The organism is Azoarcus indigens (genome assembly GCF_004361735.1).
GTDB classification, from domain to species: Bacteria; Pseudomonadota; Gammaproteobacteria; order Burkholderiales; family Rhodocyclaceae; genus Azoarcus; species Azoarcus indigens.
On the sequence record NZ_SNVV01000001.1, the window covers coordinates 50,471 to 68,177 of the forward strand.

At 70.1% G+C, this 17,707-nt stretch carries 18 protein-coding genes; 12 read left to right on the plus strand and 6 right to left on the minus strand.

Going from position 1 to position 17,707, the window contains the following annotated elements:
• Positions 1–26 precede the first annotated feature (26 nt).
• On the minus strand, positions 27–455 hold the full coding sequence (gene arfB / locus C7389_RS00240; RefSeq protein ID WP_133587196.1) for an alternative ribosome rescue aminoacyl-tRNA hydrolase ArfB: 429 nt from the start codon (positions 453–455) through the stop codon (positions 27–29).
• A 130-nt stretch (positions 456–585) separates the two neighbouring features.
• Here arfB and C7389_RS00245 point away from each other — a divergent pair, with 130 nt between their 5' ends.
• The 7 genes from C7389_RS00245 to C7389_RS00275 all read left to right on the plus strand — a co-directional run bounded on the left by C7389_RS00245 (position 586) and on the right by C7389_RS00275 (position 6,995).
• Positions 586–1,209, plus strand: a complete 624-nt coding sequence (locus C7389_RS00245; protein WP_133587198.1) for a LemA family protein — start codon at positions 586–588, stop codon at positions 1,207–1,209.
• A 12-nt stretch (positions 1,210–1,221) separates the two neighbouring features.
• On the plus strand, positions 1,222–2,133 hold the full coding sequence (locus C7389_RS00250) for a TPM domain-containing protein (RefSeq protein WP_133587200.1): 912 nt from the start codon (positions 1,222–1,224) through the stop codon (positions 2,131–2,133).
• A gap of 1 nt (position 2,134) precedes the next feature.
• Positions 2,135–2,671: a TPM domain-containing protein gene (locus tag C7389_RS00255; protein WP_133587202.1), complete on the plus strand. Its 537-nt coding sequence runs from the start codon at positions 2,135–2,137 to the stop codon at positions 2,669–2,671.
• A 135-nt stretch (positions 2,672–2,806) separates the two neighbouring features.
• Positions 2,807–3,802 (plus strand): LLM class flavin-dependent oxidoreductase, encoded by a 996-nt coding sequence (locus C7389_RS00260; protein WP_133587204.1) that lies wholly within the window; start codon positions 2,807–2,809, stop codon positions 3,800–3,802.
• 174 nt (positions 3,803–3,976) lie between these two features.
• Entirely contained in the window at positions 3,977–4,669 is a 693-nt protein-coding gene (locus tag C7389_RS00265; protein ID WP_133587206.1) for a DUF5610 domain-containing protein, read from the plus strand.
• Between the two features lie 65 nt (positions 4,670–4,734).
• Positions 4,735–5,652, plus strand: a complete 918-nt coding sequence (locus C7389_RS00270; protein WP_133587208.1) for a LysR family transcriptional regulator — start codon at positions 4,735–4,737, stop codon at positions 5,650–5,652.
• A 146-nt stretch (positions 5,653–5,798) separates the two neighbouring features.
• On the plus strand, positions 5,799–6,995 hold the full coding sequence (locus C7389_RS00275) for an alpha-hydroxy acid oxidase (RefSeq protein ID WP_281275330.1): 1,197 nt from the start codon (positions 5,799–5,801) through the stop codon (positions 6,993–6,995).
• A 73-nt stretch (positions 6,996–7,068) separates the two neighbouring features.
• On the opposite strand, the gene C7389_RS00280 is transcribed toward C7389_RS00275, so the two are convergent.
• Positions 7,069–7,476 carry a hypothetical protein gene (locus tag C7389_RS00280; protein WP_133587212.1) on the minus strand — a complete coding sequence of 136 codons (408 nt, stop codon included), beginning with the start codon at positions 7,474–7,476 and terminating at the stop codon, positions 7,069–7,071.
• 309 nt (positions 7,477–7,785) lie between these two features.
• On the opposite strand from C7389_RS00280, the gene C7389_RS00285 reads away from it, so the two are divergent.
• Both C7389_RS00285 and C7389_RS00290 read left to right on the plus strand, forming a co-directional pair.
• Positions 7,786–8,499, plus strand: coding sequence for a FadR/GntR family transcriptional regulator (locus C7389_RS00285; RefSeq protein WP_133587214.1), 714 nt, complete (start codon positions 7,786–7,788; stop codon positions 8,497–8,499).
• Entirely contained in the window at positions 8,496–9,743 is a 1,248-nt protein-coding gene (locus C7389_RS00290; RefSeq protein ID WP_133587216.1) for a CynX/NimT family MFS transporter, read from the plus strand. The genes C7389_RS00285 and C7389_RS00290 overlap by 4 nt, the downstream gene beginning before the upstream one ends.
• Positions 9,744–9,785: 42 nt before the next feature.
• Here the strand turns inward: C7389_RS00290 and C7389_RS00295 are convergent, their stop codons facing one another.
• Entirely contained in the window at positions 9,786–11,285 is a 1,500-nt protein-coding gene (locus C7389_RS00295) for an aminoacyl-histidine dipeptidase (protein ID WP_133587218.1), read from the minus strand.
• A 231-nt stretch (positions 11,286–11,516) separates the two neighbouring features.
• Here C7389_RS00295 and C7389_RS00300 point away from each other — a divergent pair, with 231 nt between their 5' ends.
• Positions 11,517–12,755, plus strand: coding sequence for an MFS transporter (locus C7389_RS00300; protein WP_133587220.1), 1,239 nt, complete (start codon positions 11,517–11,519; stop codon positions 12,753–12,755).
• A gap of 6 nt (positions 12,756–12,761) precedes the next feature.
• On the opposite strand, the gene C7389_RS00305 is transcribed toward C7389_RS00300, so the two are convergent.
• From C7389_RS00305 to C7389_RS00315, 3 genes are all read right to left on the minus strand, one after another.
• Positions 12,762–13,511 (minus strand): RES family NAD+ phosphorylase, encoded by a 750-nt coding sequence (locus C7389_RS00305; protein ID WP_133587222.1) that lies wholly within the window; start codon positions 13,509–13,511, stop codon positions 12,762–12,764.
• Positions 13,508–13,867, minus strand: coding sequence for an MbcA/ParS/Xre antitoxin family protein (locus C7389_RS00310; RefSeq protein WP_133587224.1), 360 nt, complete (start codon positions 13,865–13,867; stop codon positions 13,508–13,510). Before C7389_RS00310 ends, C7389_RS00305 begins: the two co-directional genes overlap by 4 nt.
• A gap of 108 nt (positions 13,868–13,975) precedes the next feature.
• Entirely contained in the window at positions 13,976–15,109 is a 1,134-nt protein-coding gene (locus C7389_RS00315) for a PQQ-dependent sugar dehydrogenase (protein WP_133587226.1), read from the minus strand.
• 131 nt (positions 15,110–15,240) lie between these two features.
• On the opposite strand from C7389_RS00315, the gene C7389_RS00320 reads away from it, so the two are divergent.
• Together C7389_RS00320 and C7389_RS00325 are read left to right on the plus strand one after the other, a co-directional pair.
• Positions 15,241–15,597 carry a VanZ family protein gene (locus tag C7389_RS00320; protein ID WP_133587228.1) on the plus strand — a complete coding sequence of 119 codons (357 nt, stop codon included), beginning with the start codon at positions 15,241–15,243 and terminating at the stop codon, positions 15,595–15,597.
• A gap of 139 nt (positions 15,598–15,736) precedes the next feature.
• Entirely contained in the window at positions 15,737–17,695 is a 1,959-nt protein-coding gene (locus tag C7389_RS00325; protein WP_133587230.1) for a peptidase U32 family protein, read from the plus strand.
• The last annotated feature ends 12 nt before the right edge of the window (positions 17,696–17,707 follow it).

The window sequence follows — 17,707 nt, forward strand, 5'->3', positions numbered from 1 at the left end:
CGGCGCGGTCCCCGGACGGCGCCGCATCATTCCCGCAGCTTGCCGCGCCCGGCCTTGATCTCGCCGCGCTGGCGCTTGCCCTCCAGGCGCCGGCGCTGCGACCCCAGGGTCGGCTTGGTCGGCCGCCGGCGCTTGGGCACATGCGCCGCCATCGCCACCAACTCCGCCAGCCGCCGCAGCGCTTCCTGGCGATTGGCTTCACGGCTGCGGCTATCGCCCACCTTGATCACCACCACACCGGCGCTGCTGATGCGCTGGTCGCCCAGCGCCAGCAGCTGCGCCTTCACCGCCTCCGGCAAGGACGAGGCGGCGACATCGAAACGCAGGTGGATGGCACTGGAAACCTTGTTCACGTTCTGGCCACCCGGCCCCTGGGCCCGGATCGCGTCCATCACGATCTCCGCCAGCGGAATCGCCAGCCCCGGCTTCACCACCAGCTTGTCTTCGCCCTCCATCCACTCCCCTTCATTTCGCCACGTACAAGGCCAGCATGATGCCGCGCCCGGCGCGCCAGGGCGACCTCGCAGCGAGGCTGGTAAAGTTGCGCGGATCGAACCCCCCCCCCAGCGCTACAAGGAAACAAAAATGCCTGCGACCCGCTTCCGCCGCTTCAGCGCCCCCCTGCTCATCGCCGCCTCGCTCAGCCTCTCCGGCTGCGGCTACAACGACTTCCAGCGCCTGGACGAACAGAGCAAGGCCGCCTGGAGCGAGGTGCTGAACCAGTACCAGCGCCGCGCGGACCTCATCCCCAACATCGTCAACACGGTCAAGGGCGAGGCCAACTTCGAGCAGGAAACCCTGGCCCGGGTGGTGGAGGCCCGCTCCCGCGCCACCGCCATCCAGGTGACGCCGGAAACGCTGAACGATCCGCAGGCCATGGAGCGCTTCCAGCAGGCCCAGGGCCAGCTCGGCAGCGCCCTCTCCCGCCTGCTGGCGGTGTCGGAGAACTATCCCAACCTGAAGGCCAACCAGGGCTTCCAGGATCTGCGGGTGCAGTTGGAAGGCACCGAGAACCGCATCACCGTGGCGCGCAACAAGTACATCCAGACGGTGCAGGAATACAACGTGCTGGCGCGCAGCTTTCCCACCAACCTGACGGCCATGGTGTTCAGCTACCAGCCCAAGGCGAACTTCAGCGTCGCCAACGAAGCCGAGATCTCCCGCCCGCCCACGGTGGATTTCGGCGGCCAGCAGCAGCCCACGCGCTGATCCCGGCCGGCCATGAGCCTTACCCGCTTCAGCCTGCCCGCCCTGCGCCACGGCTTCACCCTGCTGCTTCTGCTGTGTGCCGTCGCCGTGCCCCGGCTGGCCGGCGCACAGGCGCTGCAGGCGGTGCCCGCGCTCAGTGCGCGGGTGATCGACCAGACCGCAACGCTGAGCGCGCCGCAGCGCCAGGCGCTGGAGGAAAAGCTGGCCGCTTTCGAACACGAGCGCGGCAGCCAGATCGTGGTGCTGCTAGTACCCACCACCGCGCCCGAGGACATTGCCGCCTATGCCTTCCGCGTCGCCGACAGCTGGAAGATAGGCCGCAAGGAGGTGGGTGATGGCCTGCTGCTGCTGGTGGCGAAGAACGACCGCAAGGTTCGTATCGAAGTCGCACGCGCGCTGGAAGGCGCAGTGCCGGATCTGGCCGCCCATCGCATCATCGACCGCTACATCACCCCGGCCTTCCGCCAGGGCGACTTCGCCGGCGGCATCACCGCCGGCGTGGATGCGCTGACCGCGTTGATACGCGGCGAGGAACTGCCGCTGCCCGCCCGCGGCGCAGCGGCGGCCGACGACGGCGCATCGCTGGAAGACCTCGCTGTCTTCCTCTTCGTCGGCGTCCCGGTGGTGGGCGCCGTCTTGAACGCCGTGCTCGGCCGCAAACTCGGCAGCATGGCGACCGCCGGCGGCGCCGGCCTGCTCGCCCAGCTGTTCACCGGCAGCCTGATCATGGCCGGAGTCGCCGCGGCGATCGCGCTGGTGCTGGCGCTCGCCATGGGCGGCAGCGGCGGCGGGCGGGGCGGCGGAGGCGGCATCGGCGGTGGTCCCATCATCTGGGGCGGCGGCGGTCGCCGCAGCGGGGGCGGCGGTTTCCGCTCCGGCGGCGGTGGCAGCTTCGGTGGCGGCGGCGCCTCGGGGGGCTGGTGACATGAATACCGTCATCCGTTTCCTGCGCCACCTGTGGGCCGACGCCGGCGATGTACGCCGCAAGCTGGACAGCGCCGCGCTGCAGCGGCTGGAACAGCTGGTAACGGACAGCGAGGCCCGCCACAGTGGAGAAATCTGCCTGTGCGTGGAAGCCGCGCTGCCGCTCAGCTACCTGTGGCGCCAGTTCCACCAGCGCCTGCCGGTGGAAGAGATCGTGCACCAGCGCGCCCTGAGCCAGTTCGGCAAGCTGCGGGTGTGGGACACCGAGCACAACAATGGCGTGCTGATCTACCTGCAGCTCACCGAGCACCGCATCGAGATCATCGCCGATCGCGGCCTCGCCCACCGCTTGGCGGCCGACACCTGGCAGGCGGCAGTGGTGGCGATGCGGCCCGCGCTGCAGGCCGGCCAGCTGGAGCAGGCGCTGGCGAGCGCGGTAAAGGCCGTCGGCAGTGCGCTGGAAGTCCATTTTCCGCTCGACCCGGCCACGCCCCGGGATGACCTGGACGAGCTGCCGAACCGGCCAGTGGTGCAATAGCCCCTTCACGCCGCGCCACCCCGCACGGCGCGGGAGGCGGCCACCGCCGGAACCGCCACCGCCCCGGCCAGTCTGTACAACATCGGCCCCCGGTTCGCGGGTGCCTCCTCCAAACAAGAAAGACACGCCCCCAATATGACCCCGCTCACTACCCCGCTTTCCATCCTGGATCTCGCTCCCGTGGCCGAAGGCAGCACACCGGCCCAAGCCTTGCGCAACAGCCGCGAACTCGCCCGCCTGGCAGAGAAGCTGGGCTACCAGCGCTTCTGGTTGGCGGAGCACCACAACATGGTGGGCGTCGCCAGCGCCGCCACCGCGGTCGCCATCGGCTATGTGGCCGAAGGCACCTCGACGATACGGGTGGGCGCCGGCGGCATCATGCTGCCCAACCACGCGCCGCTGGTGATCGCCGAGCAGTTCGGCACCCTGGCCGCGCTCTACCCCGGCCGCATCGACCTCGGCCTGGGCCGCGCGCCCGGCACCGACCAGCGCACCGCCCGCGCCCTGCGCCGCAACCTGATGGACAGCGCGGACACCTTCCCGGACGACGTCGTCGAGTTGCAGTCCTACTTCCGCCCGGCGGAGCCCGGGCAGGCGGTGCGCGCGGTGCCCGGCGAAGGCCTGGAGGTACCGCTATGGCTGCTGGGCTCCAGCCTGTTCAGCGCCCAGCTGGCCGCCGGCCTGGGCCTGCCCTTCGCCTTCGCCTCCCACTTCGCGCCGCGCTTCATGGAAGCGGCCATCGACGTCTACCGCCGCCAGTTTCGCCCCTCCGCCGTGCTGGAGCAGCCTTATGTGATGCTGGGCCTGAACGCGGTCGCCGCCGATAGCGACGAAGAAGCAGCCTATCTCTTCACCTCGCTGCAGCAGCGCTTCGCCAGCCTGGCCCGGGGCAATCCCGGCCCGCTGCAGGCGCCGGTGGAGAGCATGGAGGGCCAGTGGACGCCGGCCGAGCGCGCCTTCGCCGAATCCTCGCTGGCCTGCTCGGTGGTCGGCTCCCGCGCCACGGTGGCCGAGGGCCTGCGCCGCTTCGTTGCCGACACCGGCGCCGACGAACTGATGGTCACCGGCCAGATCTTTGACCAGACCGCCCGCCTGCGCTCCTTTGAACTTGTCGCCCAGGCCAGGGACTGAAGAAACAAGCCCGCCGCCATTCGCCGCGCGGGCAGGACGAGGCGGCACACCGGGCGAGAAGCGGCGCGGGCCGGGCACGCTGCCTGCTGTATCAGAACGGCCAAAGCTCTTCTAAAGTTTTGCCTGAGGCTGCCGTTAATACAGCCTTGCCACCCCAGGGACAGGAGAATCGCCATGGCCATTCCCTCCAGCACCTCGGTAACCAACCGCAGCGCCACCGTACAGACGCAGGACAGCCAGACCGAGGCCACCAAGCCGGATGCCGGCAAGACTGAAAGCGCCCAGGCCTCCACTACCGGGTCCATACGCGCCGAGGTCAAGAGCCAGCTCAACATCCAGATCATCCAGGCCTCGCTCGAGGTCTCCATCAACGCCGGCAACGACAGTCAGGCGCTGCTCTTCCGCAGCGCCATCGACAATCTGAACGAAGTGCTGGCGCCGGAACTGGGCGAAAACGCGATCCAGAACGCCGCCAAGCAGCAGGACAACTCGCCGGAAGCCACCGCCGACCGCATCCTGAAGTTCGCCACCGGCATGTTCGATGCCTACGCCGCCCAGCATCCGGACAAGGACAGGGAGACCCTGGCCAACGACTTCGTCGACCTCATCCGCGGCGGTTTCGAGAAGGGCTTCAAGGAAGCGGCCGACATCCTCGACGGCCTCGGCGTGCTGCAAGGCGATGTCGAAAGCGGCATCAACAAGACCTACGACTTGGTGCAGAAAGGCCTGGACGACTTCCTGACCTCGCTGCTGCCGAAGAAGGAAAGCGAAGAAGGGACGGAAGGCGGTGGCAGTGCCAGCTCGCCGGCCAGCGGCACCACCTCGACCGGCACGACGGCTTCAGGCCGTCCCACCGTCAAGGGCTAAGGCGGCTCGGGGCTGCGGGCCTCATGCTCTAGAATCGGGCCCTTCGTCCCTCCCGGCCCGGCCCGATGACTCTTCCCACCGCGCGGCAGGCCAGCCGCCTGCCGCCGCTGCCCGCCATCCGCGCCTTCGAGGCCGCCGCCCGCCTCGGTTCCATAGAGCGTGCCAGCGAGGAGCTGGCGCTCACCGCCAGCGCGGTAGGCAAGCGCATCGCCAGCCTGGAGCAACTGCTGGGTGTGCGCCTGCTGGAACGGCATGCGCGCGGCGTCACCCCGACCGCTGCCGGGCTGGAGTACCAGGAGCAGGTGCGCACCGCGCTCGGCCTGCTCTCCGCCGCACCGCTGCACCGGCGCGACCCGGCGCGCCGCGTCCATCTGCCAGTGTGTTCCCCGCCCACCTTCGGTCGCGAGATCCTCGTTCCCCATCTCGGCAGCTTCCTGCAACAGGCGCCGCAGGTGGATGTGGAGATCGTGCTCTCCGTGCCCTACCTCGGCCTGCGCCAACCCGGTTCGGCGGTGGAAATCTGCGCCACGCGTGCGGGCGACGACAATCCCGACATCGTGCTGGACGACCCGCTCACCGTGGTCTGCAGCCCGGATTACGCCCGCCGCCACCAGTTGCAGGTGCCCGCCGACCTCTCGCGCGGGCCGCTGTTGCGCAGCCCGCCGGAGTCCTGGCTTCCCTGGTTCGCCGCCGCCGGGCTGGACTGGCCGGAGCCGGCCAGCGGTCCGCGCCTGGTCGACATGGGCATGACCATCTCCGCCGCCGCCTGCGGCCTGGGCGCCGCGCTGGTACGGCCCAGCCTGGCGTGGCGGGCGCTGCGCAGCGGCGAACTCATCGCCCCCTTCGATGTGCGCTGCACCCCGCTCACCCACTACGCCATCGCCTTCGACCCGCGCTACGAGGGCGATGCCGACGTACGCCATGCGGCACGCGAGTTCGCCGCCTGGCTGCGCGGCGTATGCGCCAGGCTGAGCAGCGGCTGACCCCGGCTCTCGCACGCAAGCGGCGGACGGCGGCGGATGAAAAGTCAGACCGGACGTTTCTTCCGCCCTGCGCAGCGGCGCTTTCCACCCGCCGGGCGCTGGCGGCGGCTAGCATTGCGGGCAGCACCACACAGAAGGAGAACCCCGTGCCCACGCCCATCACCTGCAACGAAGACCTCCGCCAACTCGCCCGCCGCCGCGTTCCCAAGGCGATCTTCGACTATGTGGACCGGGGCTCCTACGACGAGACCACGCTGAACGCCAACCGCGCCGACCTAGAGGCCATCCGCCTGCGGCAGAAGGTGATGGTGGATGTGGACAACCGCCGGCTGGACACCACCCTGGTCGGCGAAGCGGCGCGCATCCCGGTCGCCATCGCCCCCACCGGCCTCACCGGGCTGATGCACGGCAGCGGCGAGATCCTCGCCGCCCGCGCCGCCCAGGCCTTCGGCGTGCCCTTCACGCTGTCCACCATGTCCATCTGCTCCATCGAACAGGTGCGCGCCGCGGTGGACCGGCCCTTCTGGTTCCAGCTCTATGTGATGCGCGACCGCGACTTCGTGCGCTCGCTGATCGCCCGCGCCCGCGAAGCCGGTTGCTCCGCGTTGATGCTCACCGCCGACCTGCAGATCCAGGGCCAGCGCCACCAGGACATCAAGAACGGCCTCTCGGTGCCGCCCCGCCTCACCCTCTCCAACGCCTTCGACATGGCGCGCAAGCTGCCCTGGCTGTGGCATGTGCTGCGCGGCCCCAGCCGCAGCTTCGGCAACCTGGAAGGCTTCGTGCGCGGCGCCCAGGGCACGCAGACGCTGGCGCAATGGGTGGGCGGCCAGTTCGATACCTCGCTGTCGTGGAAGGACGTGGGCTGGATACGCGACCAATGGCCGGGCAAGCTTATCGTCAAGGGCATCATGGACCCGGACGACGCCCGCGAGGCGGTCGGCCAGGGCGCGGACGCCATCGTCGTCTCCAACCATGGCGGCCGCCAACTGGACGGCGCGCCCTCCACCATCGCCGCCCTGCCCGGCATCGTGGATGCGGTCGGCCACCGCACCGAGGTGCTGTTCGACGGCGGCGTGCGCAGCGGCCAGGACGTTTACAAAGCGATGGCGATCGGCGCCCGCGGCACCTTCATCGGCAAGGCCTTCCTCTACGGCCTGGGCGCCATGGGCCAGGCCGGCGTGAGCACCGCGCTGGAGCTGATCCGCAAGGAGTTGGACATCACCATGGCGCTGGGCGGCATCCGCGATGTCGCCCAGCTGGATCGGAGCGCGTTGTGGCAGCCCTCAGCAGAAAGCGCCAGCGCCGTGCCGGCGCCGGTGAACCTGCTGGACGCGGCCTGATCCGCGCTGCCCCCGCTGCGAAACGGCGCCCCGGGGGCGCCGTTCCCGTTTCAGCCGGGCATGAAGCACGGGGCTAGCGCTGGTAACGCTGCGCGATCTGCAGGGCCGACTCCAGCCTCTGCAGGGCGGCTTCGTCGCCACGCGAGCGGGCGCCCTGGATGCCGTCGCTGAGCTTCCCGAGGAAGTCGTAGCGGGTGCTGTCGCTTGCTGCCGGCACCTCGGCGCCGGAGCCGCCCACCGGAATCTTCATGGTCATCGCCATGAAAGCCTCGCTGCCATCGAGCGCCATCTTGCCGCTGCGGATCTGGCCGTTGAGCCAGTCCCGCATCTCCTGCCGGGTCATGCTGGTGAAATCCACCTTCTCAGCGCCACCGGCCTGGGCTGCGCTCAGCGCGGCGGCGAAGGAGCCATCGGCCGAACGCCCACTGGCGGCGGCCTGTGCCGCTTGATTCGAATAGGAATTGCCGGTTTCGACTTTCATGGAAGCCTCCTCTCGCACGCATGAGTCGGATCGCTCCATCCGCAAGTCCCGAGCCAGCAGCAATCCGGCGAGGAACGCCCGCGGTGAAAAGCCGCGATCTCCCTTGAGCCACACAGCATCCGTGGCCGCACGAAAGCCAAGCCAGCTGGGCCCCGGGGCCGCCGGGGAGCCGGGGAGCGGCAAACCCTCGCCGGCGGGGCGGCAATCCTTGCCAGGCCCTTGTCGCGCGGGCACCCGGCCACTCCACATTGCCTGGAGCAAGCCATATAGGGCACTATTCATCCAATCATTGGATGAATAGGCCTCTTCATGCCCGCCTCCTCCCCCAGCCCGGCACCGCTGCTGGGCAAGACTTCCTTGGTCGACCTCGCGGTCGCCGCGCTGCGCGAGCGCATCAGCCGGGGCGAGTGGCCGGTCGGCAGCCGCATTCCCATCGAGCCGGAACTGGCGACCCTGCTGGGCGTAAGCCGCAACACGGTGCGCGAGGCGGTACGGGTGCTGGCTTTCTGCGGCCTGCTGGATGTGCGCCAGGGCGACGGCACCTATGTCGCCAGCCGGCTGGACCCCTCCAGGGCGATGGCCGGCCTTTGCCGCGCCAGCGTGCTGGAGCACCTGGAAACCCGCGCCATGCTGGAAGTGGAAGCCGCCCGACTGGCCGCCCTGCGCCGCACCGAGGATGACCTGGCCGCGCTGCGCGCCACCCTGGCCGCGCGCAACACCCACCATGAGGGCGAAACGCCCGAGGCCTACGTCGCCCGCGACCTCGCCTTCCACCGCCAGGTGCTCAGCGCCGCCCATAACTCGGCGCTGGCGGCGCTCTACGACTTCTTCTCGGACGCCGTACAGCACGTAGTGCTGCTGATGCTGGCTGACGAGTCGGTGACCAACCCGGACGACGATGCCCACACCGCCATCGTCGACGCCATTGCCGCCGGCGATGCCGAGGCCGCCGCCTGCGCCGCCCGCCAATTGATCAAACCACTACAACAGACGGCCCCCCAGCCCAACGGAGACTGCGCATGAGCCCACCCAGCCCGAGCCCCGGCTCAACCACCGGCACGAGCACGCCGCCCGCACCCACGCACGTCGCCATGCATCCGGCGCTGCTGCTGATCGGCATGGTGCTGGTCGGCCTCAACCTGCGGCCGGCGCTGTCCAGCGTGGCACCGGTGCTGGGCCCGCTGTGCGCAGACCTGGGCCTCTCGGCCGCCGCCGCCGGCCTGCTGACCACGCTGCCGGTGCTCTGCCTCGGCCTGGCCGCGCCGCTGGCACCGCGGCTGGCACGCAGCCGCGGGCCGGAGCTCACCGTTTTCCTGGTTCTCTTCCTGCTGGCCGGCGGCCTGCTGTTGCGCACCGTGGGCGGCGTGCCTGGCCTGTTCGCCGGCACGCTGCTGGCCGGCGCCGGCATCGGCATCATCGGCGTGCTGCTGCCGGGCATCGTGAAACGGGATTTCGCCCACAAGCCGGGCGCGGTCACCGGGCTGTACACCATGGCGCTCAGCCTGGGCGCGGCCATAGGGGCCGGCGTCAGCGAGCCGCTGCGGCTGGCGGCCGACGGCCGCTGGCAGCCGGCGCTGGGTTTCTGGGCGATTCCGGCGGTGGTGGCAGCGCTGGTGTGGGCCTTGCAGCTGCGCCGCGGCTCGCATGCGCTGGGCCGGCGCGGCCATACCGTGCGGGGGCTGTGGAACGATCCGCTGGCCTGGCAGGTGACCGCCTACATGGGCCTGCAATCCTCGCTGGCCTACTGCGTGTTCGGCTGGCTGCCGACCATCCTAGTGGATCGCGGCTACTCGGCGCAGAGCGCCGGCTACCTGATGTCCGTCTCCATCCTGGTGCAACTGATCACCGCCTTCGCCGGCCCCTGGCTGGCCACCCGCGGCCGCGACCAGCGCTCCACCATCGCGCTGATGGCGGTGCTGACCGCCGCCGGCCTGCTCGGCTGCCTGTATGCGCCGCAGGAACAGACCCTGCTGTGGGCGGTGGTGCTGGGCCTGGGCCAGGGCGGCAATTTCAGCGTGGCGCTGACGCTGCTGGTGCTGCGTGCCGGCGACTCCCACATCGCCGCCCACCTCTCCGGCATGGCCCAGGGCGTGGGCTACACGGTGGCGGCGCTGGGGCCCTTTGCCATCGGCCTGCTGCACCAGTTCACCGGCAGCTGGGACGGACTGGGCTGGCTGTTCGGCCTCATCTGCCTGGCCACCCTGGCCGCCGGCATGGGCGCCGGCCGCAAGCTGCATGTGGGCGCGGTCAGCGAGCCCGTGCAGTGATCGGGAAGACGCAGCAGTTGGCCGGCGGCGGCAGGCCTCGGCTCAAGGCAGTACCGGGCTGAAGGCGCGCGGCAGGGCACCCGCCGGTGGCGGCACCGCGGCCAGCACCGCTACCAGCAGCCGCCAGGCCTTGCCCACCGACTGCACAGCCACCCGCTCGCCCGGCGCATGGGCGCCACGGATGTCCGGACCGAAGGAAATCATGTCCACCTCCGGATACTTGGCAGACAGGATTCCGCACTCCAGCCCGGCGTGGATCACCTTGACCGCCGCCTCGCCGCCGAACTCCTGCGCGTAAACCCGCTGGAACAGCGCGAGCAGCGGCGAATCCGGATTAGGCGCCCAGCCGGGATAGGCGCCGCGCGGCATGGCCTGCGCACCGGCGAGTTCAAACAGCCCGACGATCTCCCGCGCCAGCGTGGCAGCGCCTTCGTCCCGCAGCGAGCGCACCATGAAGGTGGCCTCGAACAGCGCCGGCGTCAGCCGCAGCACGCCGAGGTTGTCGGAGGTCTCGACCACGCCGGGCACCCGGCTGCTGTTGCGGCGCACGCCGTGGGGCGCGGCATCCAGCGCCGCCAGCAACTCGCGCTGGGCTTGCGCATCCAGTACGCCGTCCGGCGGCACGGTGGCGGGAGCGACGCCCAGGCGGAAGCCTTCATCCACCCCGGCGAGTTCGTCGGCGATCTCCCGCCTCGCGGCAGCCAGCGTCTCTTCCAGCAGGGCTTGCGCTGCCGGCGCCAGCAATAGCGTGGCTTGCGCCTCCCGCGGCAGCGCGTTGCGCGCGGTACCACCGGCCAGCGCTGCCAGGCGGAAATCCACTCCGGCCTGCGCCAGCCCCTGCAGCGCCCGCACCAGCAGCTTGATGGCGTTGCCGCGCTGCAGGTGGATATCCACGCCGGAGTGGCCGCCGCGCAGCCCATCCACCGTCAGCACGACGGCCGACAAGCCCGCCGGCGCGGGCTGCGGCTGCAGTTCGCGGCGGACGTCCACATCCATGCCGCCGGCGCAGCCGAGGTAGAACTCGCCCCAGTCCTCGGTATCGATGTTGATCAGCAGCTTGCCCTGCAGCAGCCCCGGCGCCAAACCCTGGGCACCGCTCATGCCGGCCTCCTCGTCGGCGGTCAGCAGCACTTCCAGCGCCGGGTGGGCGATGTTGTCCGCCTCCAGCGCCGCCAGCGCCAGGGCGACGCCGATGCCGTTGTCCGCGCCCAGCGTGGTGTGCTCGGCCTGCAGCCAGCCGTCCTTCAGCACCGGCTTGAGCGGATCACGGAAAAAGTCGTGATCGCAGCCGGCGTTCTTCTGGCAGACCATGTCCAGGTGGCCCTGCAGGATGACGCCGGGGCGGTTGTCGTAGCCGGAACTGGCCGGCTTGCGGATCAACAGGTTGCCGGCCGTGTCGATGCTGGTGGCCAGGCCGCGCTCGGTCGCCCAGTTGGCGATGGCGTCGCGTATGGCCGACTCGTGACCCGAGGGGCGGGGGATGCGGCAAAGGGTGGCGAAATGCCGCCACACGGCAGCGGGCTGCAGGCTGTCGAAGTCCATGATGAGGGCGTAAGGAAAATTGGAGACCGCCGAATGTTAGCGGCTACCGCCCGCCGCTGCCTCCCGGTCCCCGCCGGCTGCGTTGGCGGCCCCAGGGCCGGGGGAACGCCCTTGCCTTGTTCCGCCCCGCTGCCGCCCTGCCAGCGCCTTGCCCAACAGCTGTCCGTTTCTCGACAGCGGGCTGTCCGCTTCAAGCATGGGCAGCGCCGGCGGCTCGCTAGAATGCCGCCCATGCCATACGCCCGCTCTTCCGGCGGCCCCGCCGCCCAGACCTCCTGGCCTGCCGTGCTCGCCGCCACGCTGTGCGGGGTGGCGGTCGCCGCCAATGTCGGCAAGGTCGCCATCACGCTGGACCTGCTGCGCAGCCACTTCCACCTCGACCTGCTGCGCGCCGGCTGGGTGTCGTCGGCGATCAACTCGCTGGCGGTCAGCGTGGCGCTGGCCTTCGGCATGCTGGGCGACCGGCTCGGCGCGCTGCGGCTGTGCCTCTCCGGCCTGTGCGTCGCCCTGCTGGGCGGCGTCGCCGCGCTGTTCAGCACCGACTACGCCAGCCTGCTCGCCTCCCGCATCGCAGAGGGCGCCGGCTACATGGCGGTGGCGGTGTCCGCCCCGGCGCTGCTGAGCGCCGCCAGCACGCCGCGCGACCGCCGCTTCGCGCTGGGCATCTGGGGCGCCTACATGCCGGCCGGCATCGGCCTGGTGATGATCCTCACGCCGCTGCTGACCCGGCTGGGAGGCTGGCAGGCGGTATGGCTGTTCACCCTCGCCCTGCTGGCCGCCACCGCGGTCGGCTTGCTGCGCTTCCGCACTCATTACCGCATTCCGCCGCCGGCGCCGGACGCCGCGCCCATCCTGAGTTCCGCCCGGCAGGCGCTGGGCAATCCGCTGCCCTGGCTGCTGGCTTTCTCCTTTGCCTGCTGGTCGCTGCAGCACTTCACCCTGATCGTGTGGCTGCCGACCTTCCTGCGCGACCAGCGCAGCCTGTCGCCAGAGTGGGTCGCGCTGCTGTCCTGCGTGATGGTGCTGGTGAATGTGCCGGGCAACCTACTGGGCGGCACGCTGCTGCAGCGCAACCTGCCGCGCGGCTATCTCATCGCCGCCGCCAGCGTGGTCACCGGCTTGAGCGCGGTCGGCGTGTTCAGCCCCGGCCTGCCGGATGCGCTGCGCTATCTCTGCTGCCTGCTGGTGTCCTTCACCGGCGGGCTGGTGCCATCTTCCGTGCTGTCCTCCACCGCCAGCCTCGCGCGCAGCCCCCGCCAGATCGGCACCTTGCAGGGCCTGTTCATGCAAGGCGCCAACCTAGGGCAGTTCGTCGGCCCGCCGATGATCGCCGCAGCGGTCGCTGCCCGCGGCGACTGGCAGGACGCGATGGCGTTGCCGGTGGGCGCGGCCATCATCGCCATCGGCCTGGGCCTGGCGGTGCACCGGCTGGAGCGCCGCCAGCAGCGGGCGCAGGTGGCCACCGCCTGAGCCGGCTCAGACCGCCGGCGCCGGCAGCACGCCGTCTACCTCGAACTGGCTGCGCAGGTAGCGATGCACACCGCCAGCCTCCGCACTATAGAAACTCACCCCGGCCAACGCCGTTTCCGCCAACCAGGCCTGGGTAGACAGCGGCCGGTTGCCGGACAGCGCCGCAGGCGCGAACAGCGCGACGTTGATGCCCTGCGCCGGATCCCGCGCCGACGGGTACTCGAAAGCCTCTATGCCGGCCTCGCGCATCGCGCTGCCCAGCCGCTGAGGCACGCGGTAATCCACCGGATCGACCAGCGCCGCGCGCACTGCATCGAAAGGTGCCACCTGCAGCCGCAGGCCCCGCCGGGTGGCGATGCCGGCGGAAAACAGGGTGTGCTGGGTGCGCAAAGGCTGAGCGGGCGGGGTCGCCATGCCGGCGAAGAACAGCAGGCGGTAGTAGGCGGACTCCGCCAGCACCGTCTCCAGCCGGCGGGCGCCGTAGAACAGGCTGGGCTCGAAACGGCCGCCGAAGCGGGACCCGTGGCGCAGCGGCGGATAGCGGAAGGGCGTGGCGAGCAGGTAATGCAGGCGGTGGCTGCCGGCCGGCGCCGGCGGCTTGGAGGATTCCAGCAGGGACTCCAGCAGCGCCTGCTCTTCCAGCGAATCCACCAGCCGGTTGGTGGCGACCTGTTCCTGGCTCTCCACCAGGCGCAGCACCGTGCCGCCCAAGGCGACGACCGGTGCCTGCGGCAACAGCTCCACCAGGTCCGTCATAGCTTGCCGCGCATCGCGTCCAGGTATTCCACCACCCGCAGCAGTCCCTGCACGCTGGCGACCTGCTCAGCCGGCACGCCGCCGGTGTGCAGGTTGTGTGTGTGCATCCAGTGGCGCATCTGGCCCGGCTCACCGCCGACCAGCACGAACAACGCACGGTAAGCGCGGATCAGCAGCAGTGCCAGTTCGCCCGGCTTGGAGGCGGGATCAATGCCGCCGCGGCTGATGGCGCTGCGATCCTTGCCGACCACCGCGCCCAGCGCAGCCTGGGTGAGGCCCAGCTCCTTGCCGGCATTCATCAGTGCCCGGCCGAGGACTTCGGCGGGATCGGCATGAGCGAGCGTAGCGGTTTTCATGGCAGCGCCTCCGATTTGTGCATATTCACATTTTTCCACTTAAATCGTGCATATGCAACAATTCAGAACCCCCAACGTACGTCGCGCCCAGCCTGGCAGCAAAAGACCTCACGCGGGATCCAGCCGCAGCACGCGGCCGTCGCTGTCGTCCAGCACCCACAGCTTGCCGTCCGGGCCCTGGCGCACGTCGCGGATGCGCTTGCCTTCGCCCTGCAGCAAGCGCTCCTCGCCTTGCACCGTGTTGCCGTCCAGCGGCATGCGGGATATCAGCGCGAATTTGAGCGCGCCGCTGAACACGCTGCCCTTCCAGGCCGGATACACGTCGCCGGTGTAGAAGGCCAGCCCGGATGGCGCGATGGACGGCGTCCATTGGTGCTGCGGCGGTTCCACATCCGCGCGGCTGGTGCCTTCGCCGATGCGGGAGCCGGTGACGTATTCGCGTCCATAAGTGATCACCGGCCAGCCGTAGTTCTTGCCCGGCAGCACCCGGTTCAGCTCGTCGCCGCCCTGCGGGCCGTGTTCGTTGATCCACAGCTCGCCGCTGACCGGATGCAGTGCCGCGCCCTGCACGTTGCGGTGGCCGTAGGACCAGATTTCCGGCAAGGCGCCCTGACGGCCGACGAAGGGGTTGTCCTGCGGCACGCTGCCGTCGGCTTCGATGCGCACGATCTTGCCCAGGTGGCTCCCCAGGTCCTGCGCCTTGTCGCGGCCGCTGTAGCGGTCGCCCAGGGTGACGAAGAGGCGGCCGTCGCGGCCGAACACCAGGCGCGAGCCCCAGTGATTGGCCCCGGAGAGCTGGTCGCGCTGGGCGAAGATCACCTTCACCTCGCTCAGCCGCAGCGCCTGCGTATCCAGCCTCGCGCGCGCCACCGCGGTGCGGGCGCCCTGGGCGCCGGGCTGGGCGTAGCTGAAGAAGATGGTGCTGTCGCGGGCGAAGTCCGGGCTCAGCACCACATCCAGCAGGCCGCCCTGGCCGCGGGCATAGACCTCGGGGACGCCGGCGATGGGCGCGGAGAGCTTGCCGTCCGCACCGACCAGCCGCATCCGCCCCGGCCGCTCGGTCACCAGCAGGCGGCCGTCCGGCAGGAAGGCGAGCGCCCAGGGGTTCTCCAGCCCCCGCGCCACCTCCACCGCCTTGATGGCCTGCCCACCGGTGGCAGGGTTCTGAGCGTGAGCGGCAGGCAGCGCGAAGGCGGCGGACAGGGCGACGGCGAGTGCGGGCAGCAGGGGTGGTCTGGGCATGTTCCTCTCCACTTCATTGCGTATCGGCAGGATGGGCGCGACCGGCGATAATCTCGGCACCCGCAAGGGACAGCCCGCCCCGCCGGATAGTTCGGCCGCTGCCCCTCCCCTTCCCTCACGGAACCGCACCGATGCCCGACAGATTCGCCACCGTCCTGCGCCTGGCCTTTGCCGCCGCCCTCGTTGCCGTCTTCGTCCTCGCCCTGCTGCCGACGCCCGATCTGGTTCAATTTGTCTCCTGGCAGGACAAGATCGAGCACGCCGGCGTGTTCGCCACACTCTCCCTGCTCGGCCTGGCTGCCTGGCCGCAACATGCCGGCCGCCTCGCCCTAGCCCTGCTGGCCTACGGCGCCGCCATCGAAATCGCGCAGTCCTTCACCGGCTACCGCATGGGCGATCCGTGGGACTGGTTGGCCGATGCAGTGGGGGTCGCCGTTCTGCTGCCGGCGCTGATGTGGCGCCGCCGCCCGACCCCTGGCGCGGCCTGAAAAGCGGAGTGCCGAAACCCAGCGCGGCCAGGGCCATTCGTCCGTCTCTTGCCATTTCCGGCCAAAGCGGCGATTTCCCGGCCCACCCACGGCGGTATCATTGCGCGCCATAACGATTCCACGCTCGCCCCCTACAGCCATGCCCGAGAACCGCCGCATCCTGGAACTCCTTGCCCCGGCGAAAAACGCCGATTTCGGCATCGAAGCCATCAACCATGGCGCCGACGCCGTCTACATCGGCGGCCCGGCCTTCGGCGCGCGGGCAGCGGCCGGCAACACGCTGGAAGACATCGAGCGCCTCTGCGCCCACGCTCACCGCTACCACGCCGAAGTCTTCGTCGCCCTCAACACCATCCTGCGCGACGACGAACTGGAAGACGCCCGCCGCCTGATCTGGCAGATGTACGAGGCCGGGGCCGACGCCCTCATCGTGCAGGACATGGGCCTGCTCGAGCTGGACCTGCCGCCCATCCAGTTGCACGCCAGCACCCAGACCGACATCCGCAGCGCGGACAAGGCGCGCTTCCTGCAGGACGTGGGCTTCTCCCAGATCGTGCTGGCGCGCGAGCTCACCCTGAACCAGGTGCAGAAGATCGCCGCCGCCACCGACTGCCAGCTCGAGTACTTCGTGCACGGCGCCCTGTGCGTGGCCTTCAGCGGCCAGTGCTACATCAGCCACGCCCACACCGGCCGCAGCGCCAACCGCGGCGAATGCTCCCAGGCCTGTCGCCTGCCCTACGACCTGGCCGACAAGGATGGCAATATCCTCGCCCGCGACCAGCACATGCTGTCCATGAAGGACAACAACCAGAGCGCCAACCTGCGTGCCCTGGCCGACGCCGGCGTTAGCTCCTTCAAGATCGAGGGCCGCTACAAGGACCTCTCCTACGTCAAGAACATCACTGCCCACTACCGCCAGTTGCTGGACCAACTCGTGGATGCCTCCGGCGGCCACTACCGCCGCGCTTCCTCCGGCCGCTGCGAGTTCCTGTTCACCCCGCAGCCGGACAAGACCTTCAACCGCGGCTACACCGACTACTTTGCCAACGAGCGCCAGCACGGCATCGAAGCCTTCGAGTCGCCCAAGTTCGTCGGCGAGGCGCTGGGCCGGGTGGTGAAGATAGACAGCCGCCAGCGCCGCTACTTCGACATCGAGCGCACCGCGCCGGTACACAACGGCGACGGCCTGGCCTACTACGACCCCAAAGGTGAACTGGTGGGCCTGCGGGTGAACAGCGCGGAAGCGCAGGCGGACGGCATGGACCGGGTGTTCCCCTCCGAGCCCCTGCCCGCCGACCTGGTGCCCGGCACGCCGGTGTTCCGCAACCACGACCATGCCTTCGAACGCATGCTGGAGAAGAAGTCCGCCGAGCGCAGGGTGAAGGTCCGGCTGCGCCTCTACGACACCGAGGACGGCTATGGCGTGGAAGCCACCGACGAGGACGGCATCAGCGCCTGTGCCACCGTGGTCGCCAAGCGTGAGCCAGCCCGCCAGCCGGAACGCGCCCTGGAAGGCCTGCGCGAGCACCTGGGCCGCCTGGGCGGCACCATGTTTGCCGAAAGCGGGATCGTGCTGGATGTGGCCGGAGCCCCCTTCCTGCCCACCTCGGTGCTCAATGGCCTGCGCCGCGAGGCCTGTAGCCGGCTGGAGGCGGCCCGCCTCGCCTCCCATCCGCGCCCGCCGCGCCGCGCTGCGGTGGAGCCGCCGGCGCCCTACCCGCAGGACGCCCTCTCCTACCTCGCCAACGTGCTCAACGACAAGGCACGCGCCTTCTACGCCAGGCACGGCGTCAAGCTGATAGACGCCGCCTACGAGGCCAACGAGGAGCGGGACGACGTTTCACTGATGATCACCAAGCACTGCCTGCGCTACAGCTTCAATCTCTGCCCCAAGGAGGTGAAGGGCGTGCGGCCGGAGCCGATGACGCTGATCAACGGCAACGAAACGCTGACGCTGCGCTTCGACTGCAAGCGCTGCGAGATGCATGTGGTCGGCCGGCTGAAGAAGCATGTGGCGCGGCTGCACGACAGCGTGCCGGCGCAGAAGGTGGACTTCTTCCCCGCCGGCCGCCGCAGCGGCGCCCGTGCGCCGCAGTGACGCTCCTGTGAA

Coding starts and splice junctions, on each gene's coding strand:
- arfB (WP_133587196.1), bottom strand. CDS start 455: ATGGAGGGCGAAGACAAGCTGGTGGTGAAGCCGGGGCTGGCGATTCCG.
- C7389_RS00245 (WP_133587198.1), top strand. CDS start 586: ATGCCTGCGACCCGCTTCCGCCGCTTCAGCGCCCCCCTGCTCATCGCC.
- C7389_RS00250 (WP_133587200.1), top strand. CDS start 1,222: ATGAGCCTTACCCGCTTCAGCCTGCCCGCCCTGCGCCACGGCTTCACC.
- C7389_RS00255 (WP_133587202.1), top strand. CDS start 2,135: ATGAATACCGTCATCCGTTTCCTGCGCCACCTGTGGGCCGACGCCGGC.
- C7389_RS00260 (WP_133587204.1), top strand. CDS start 2,807: ATGACCCCGCTCACTACCCCGCTTTCCATCCTGGATCTCGCTCCCGTG.
- C7389_RS00265 (WP_133587206.1), top strand. CDS start 3,977: ATGGCCATTCCCTCCAGCACCTCGGTAACCAACCGCAGCGCCACCGTA.
- C7389_RS00270 (WP_133587208.1), top strand. CDS start 4,735: ATGACTCTTCCCACCGCGCGGCAGGCCAGCCGCCTGCCGCCGCTGCCC.
- C7389_RS00280 (WP_133587212.1), bottom strand. CDS start 7,476: ATGAAAGTCGAAACCGGCAATTCCTATTCGAATCAAGCGGCACAGGCC.
- C7389_RS00285 (WP_133587214.1), top strand. CDS start 7,786: ATGCCCGCCTCCTCCCCCAGCCCGGCACCGCTGCTGGGCAAGACTTCC.
- C7389_RS00290 (WP_133587216.1), top strand. CDS start 8,496: ATGAGCCCACCCAGCCCGAGCCCCGGCTCAACCACCGGCACGAGCACG.
- C7389_RS00295 (WP_133587218.1), bottom strand. CDS start 11,285: ATGGACTTCGACAGCCTGCAGCCCGCTGCCGTGTGGCGGCATTTCGCC.
- C7389_RS00300 (WP_133587220.1), top strand. CDS start 11,517: ATGCCATACGCCCGCTCTTCCGGCGGCCCCGCCGCCCAGACCTCCTGG.
- C7389_RS00305 (WP_133587222.1), bottom strand. CDS start 13,511: ATGACGGACCTGGTGGAGCTGTTGCCGCAGGCACCGGTCGTCGCCTTG.
- C7389_RS00310 (WP_133587224.1), bottom strand. CDS start 13,867: ATGAAAACCGCTACGCTCGCTCATGCCGATCCCGCCGAAGTCCTCGGC.
- C7389_RS00315 (WP_133587226.1), bottom strand. CDS start 15,109: ATGCCCAGACCACCCCTGCTGCCCGCACTCGCCGTCGCCCTGTCCGCC.
- C7389_RS00320 (WP_133587228.1), top strand. CDS start 15,241: ATGCCCGACAGATTCGCCACCGTCCTGCGCCTGGCCTTTGCCGCCGCC.
- C7389_RS00325 (WP_133587230.1), top strand. CDS start 15,737: ATGCCCGAGAACCGCCGCATCCTGGAACTCCTTGCCCCGGCGAAAAAC.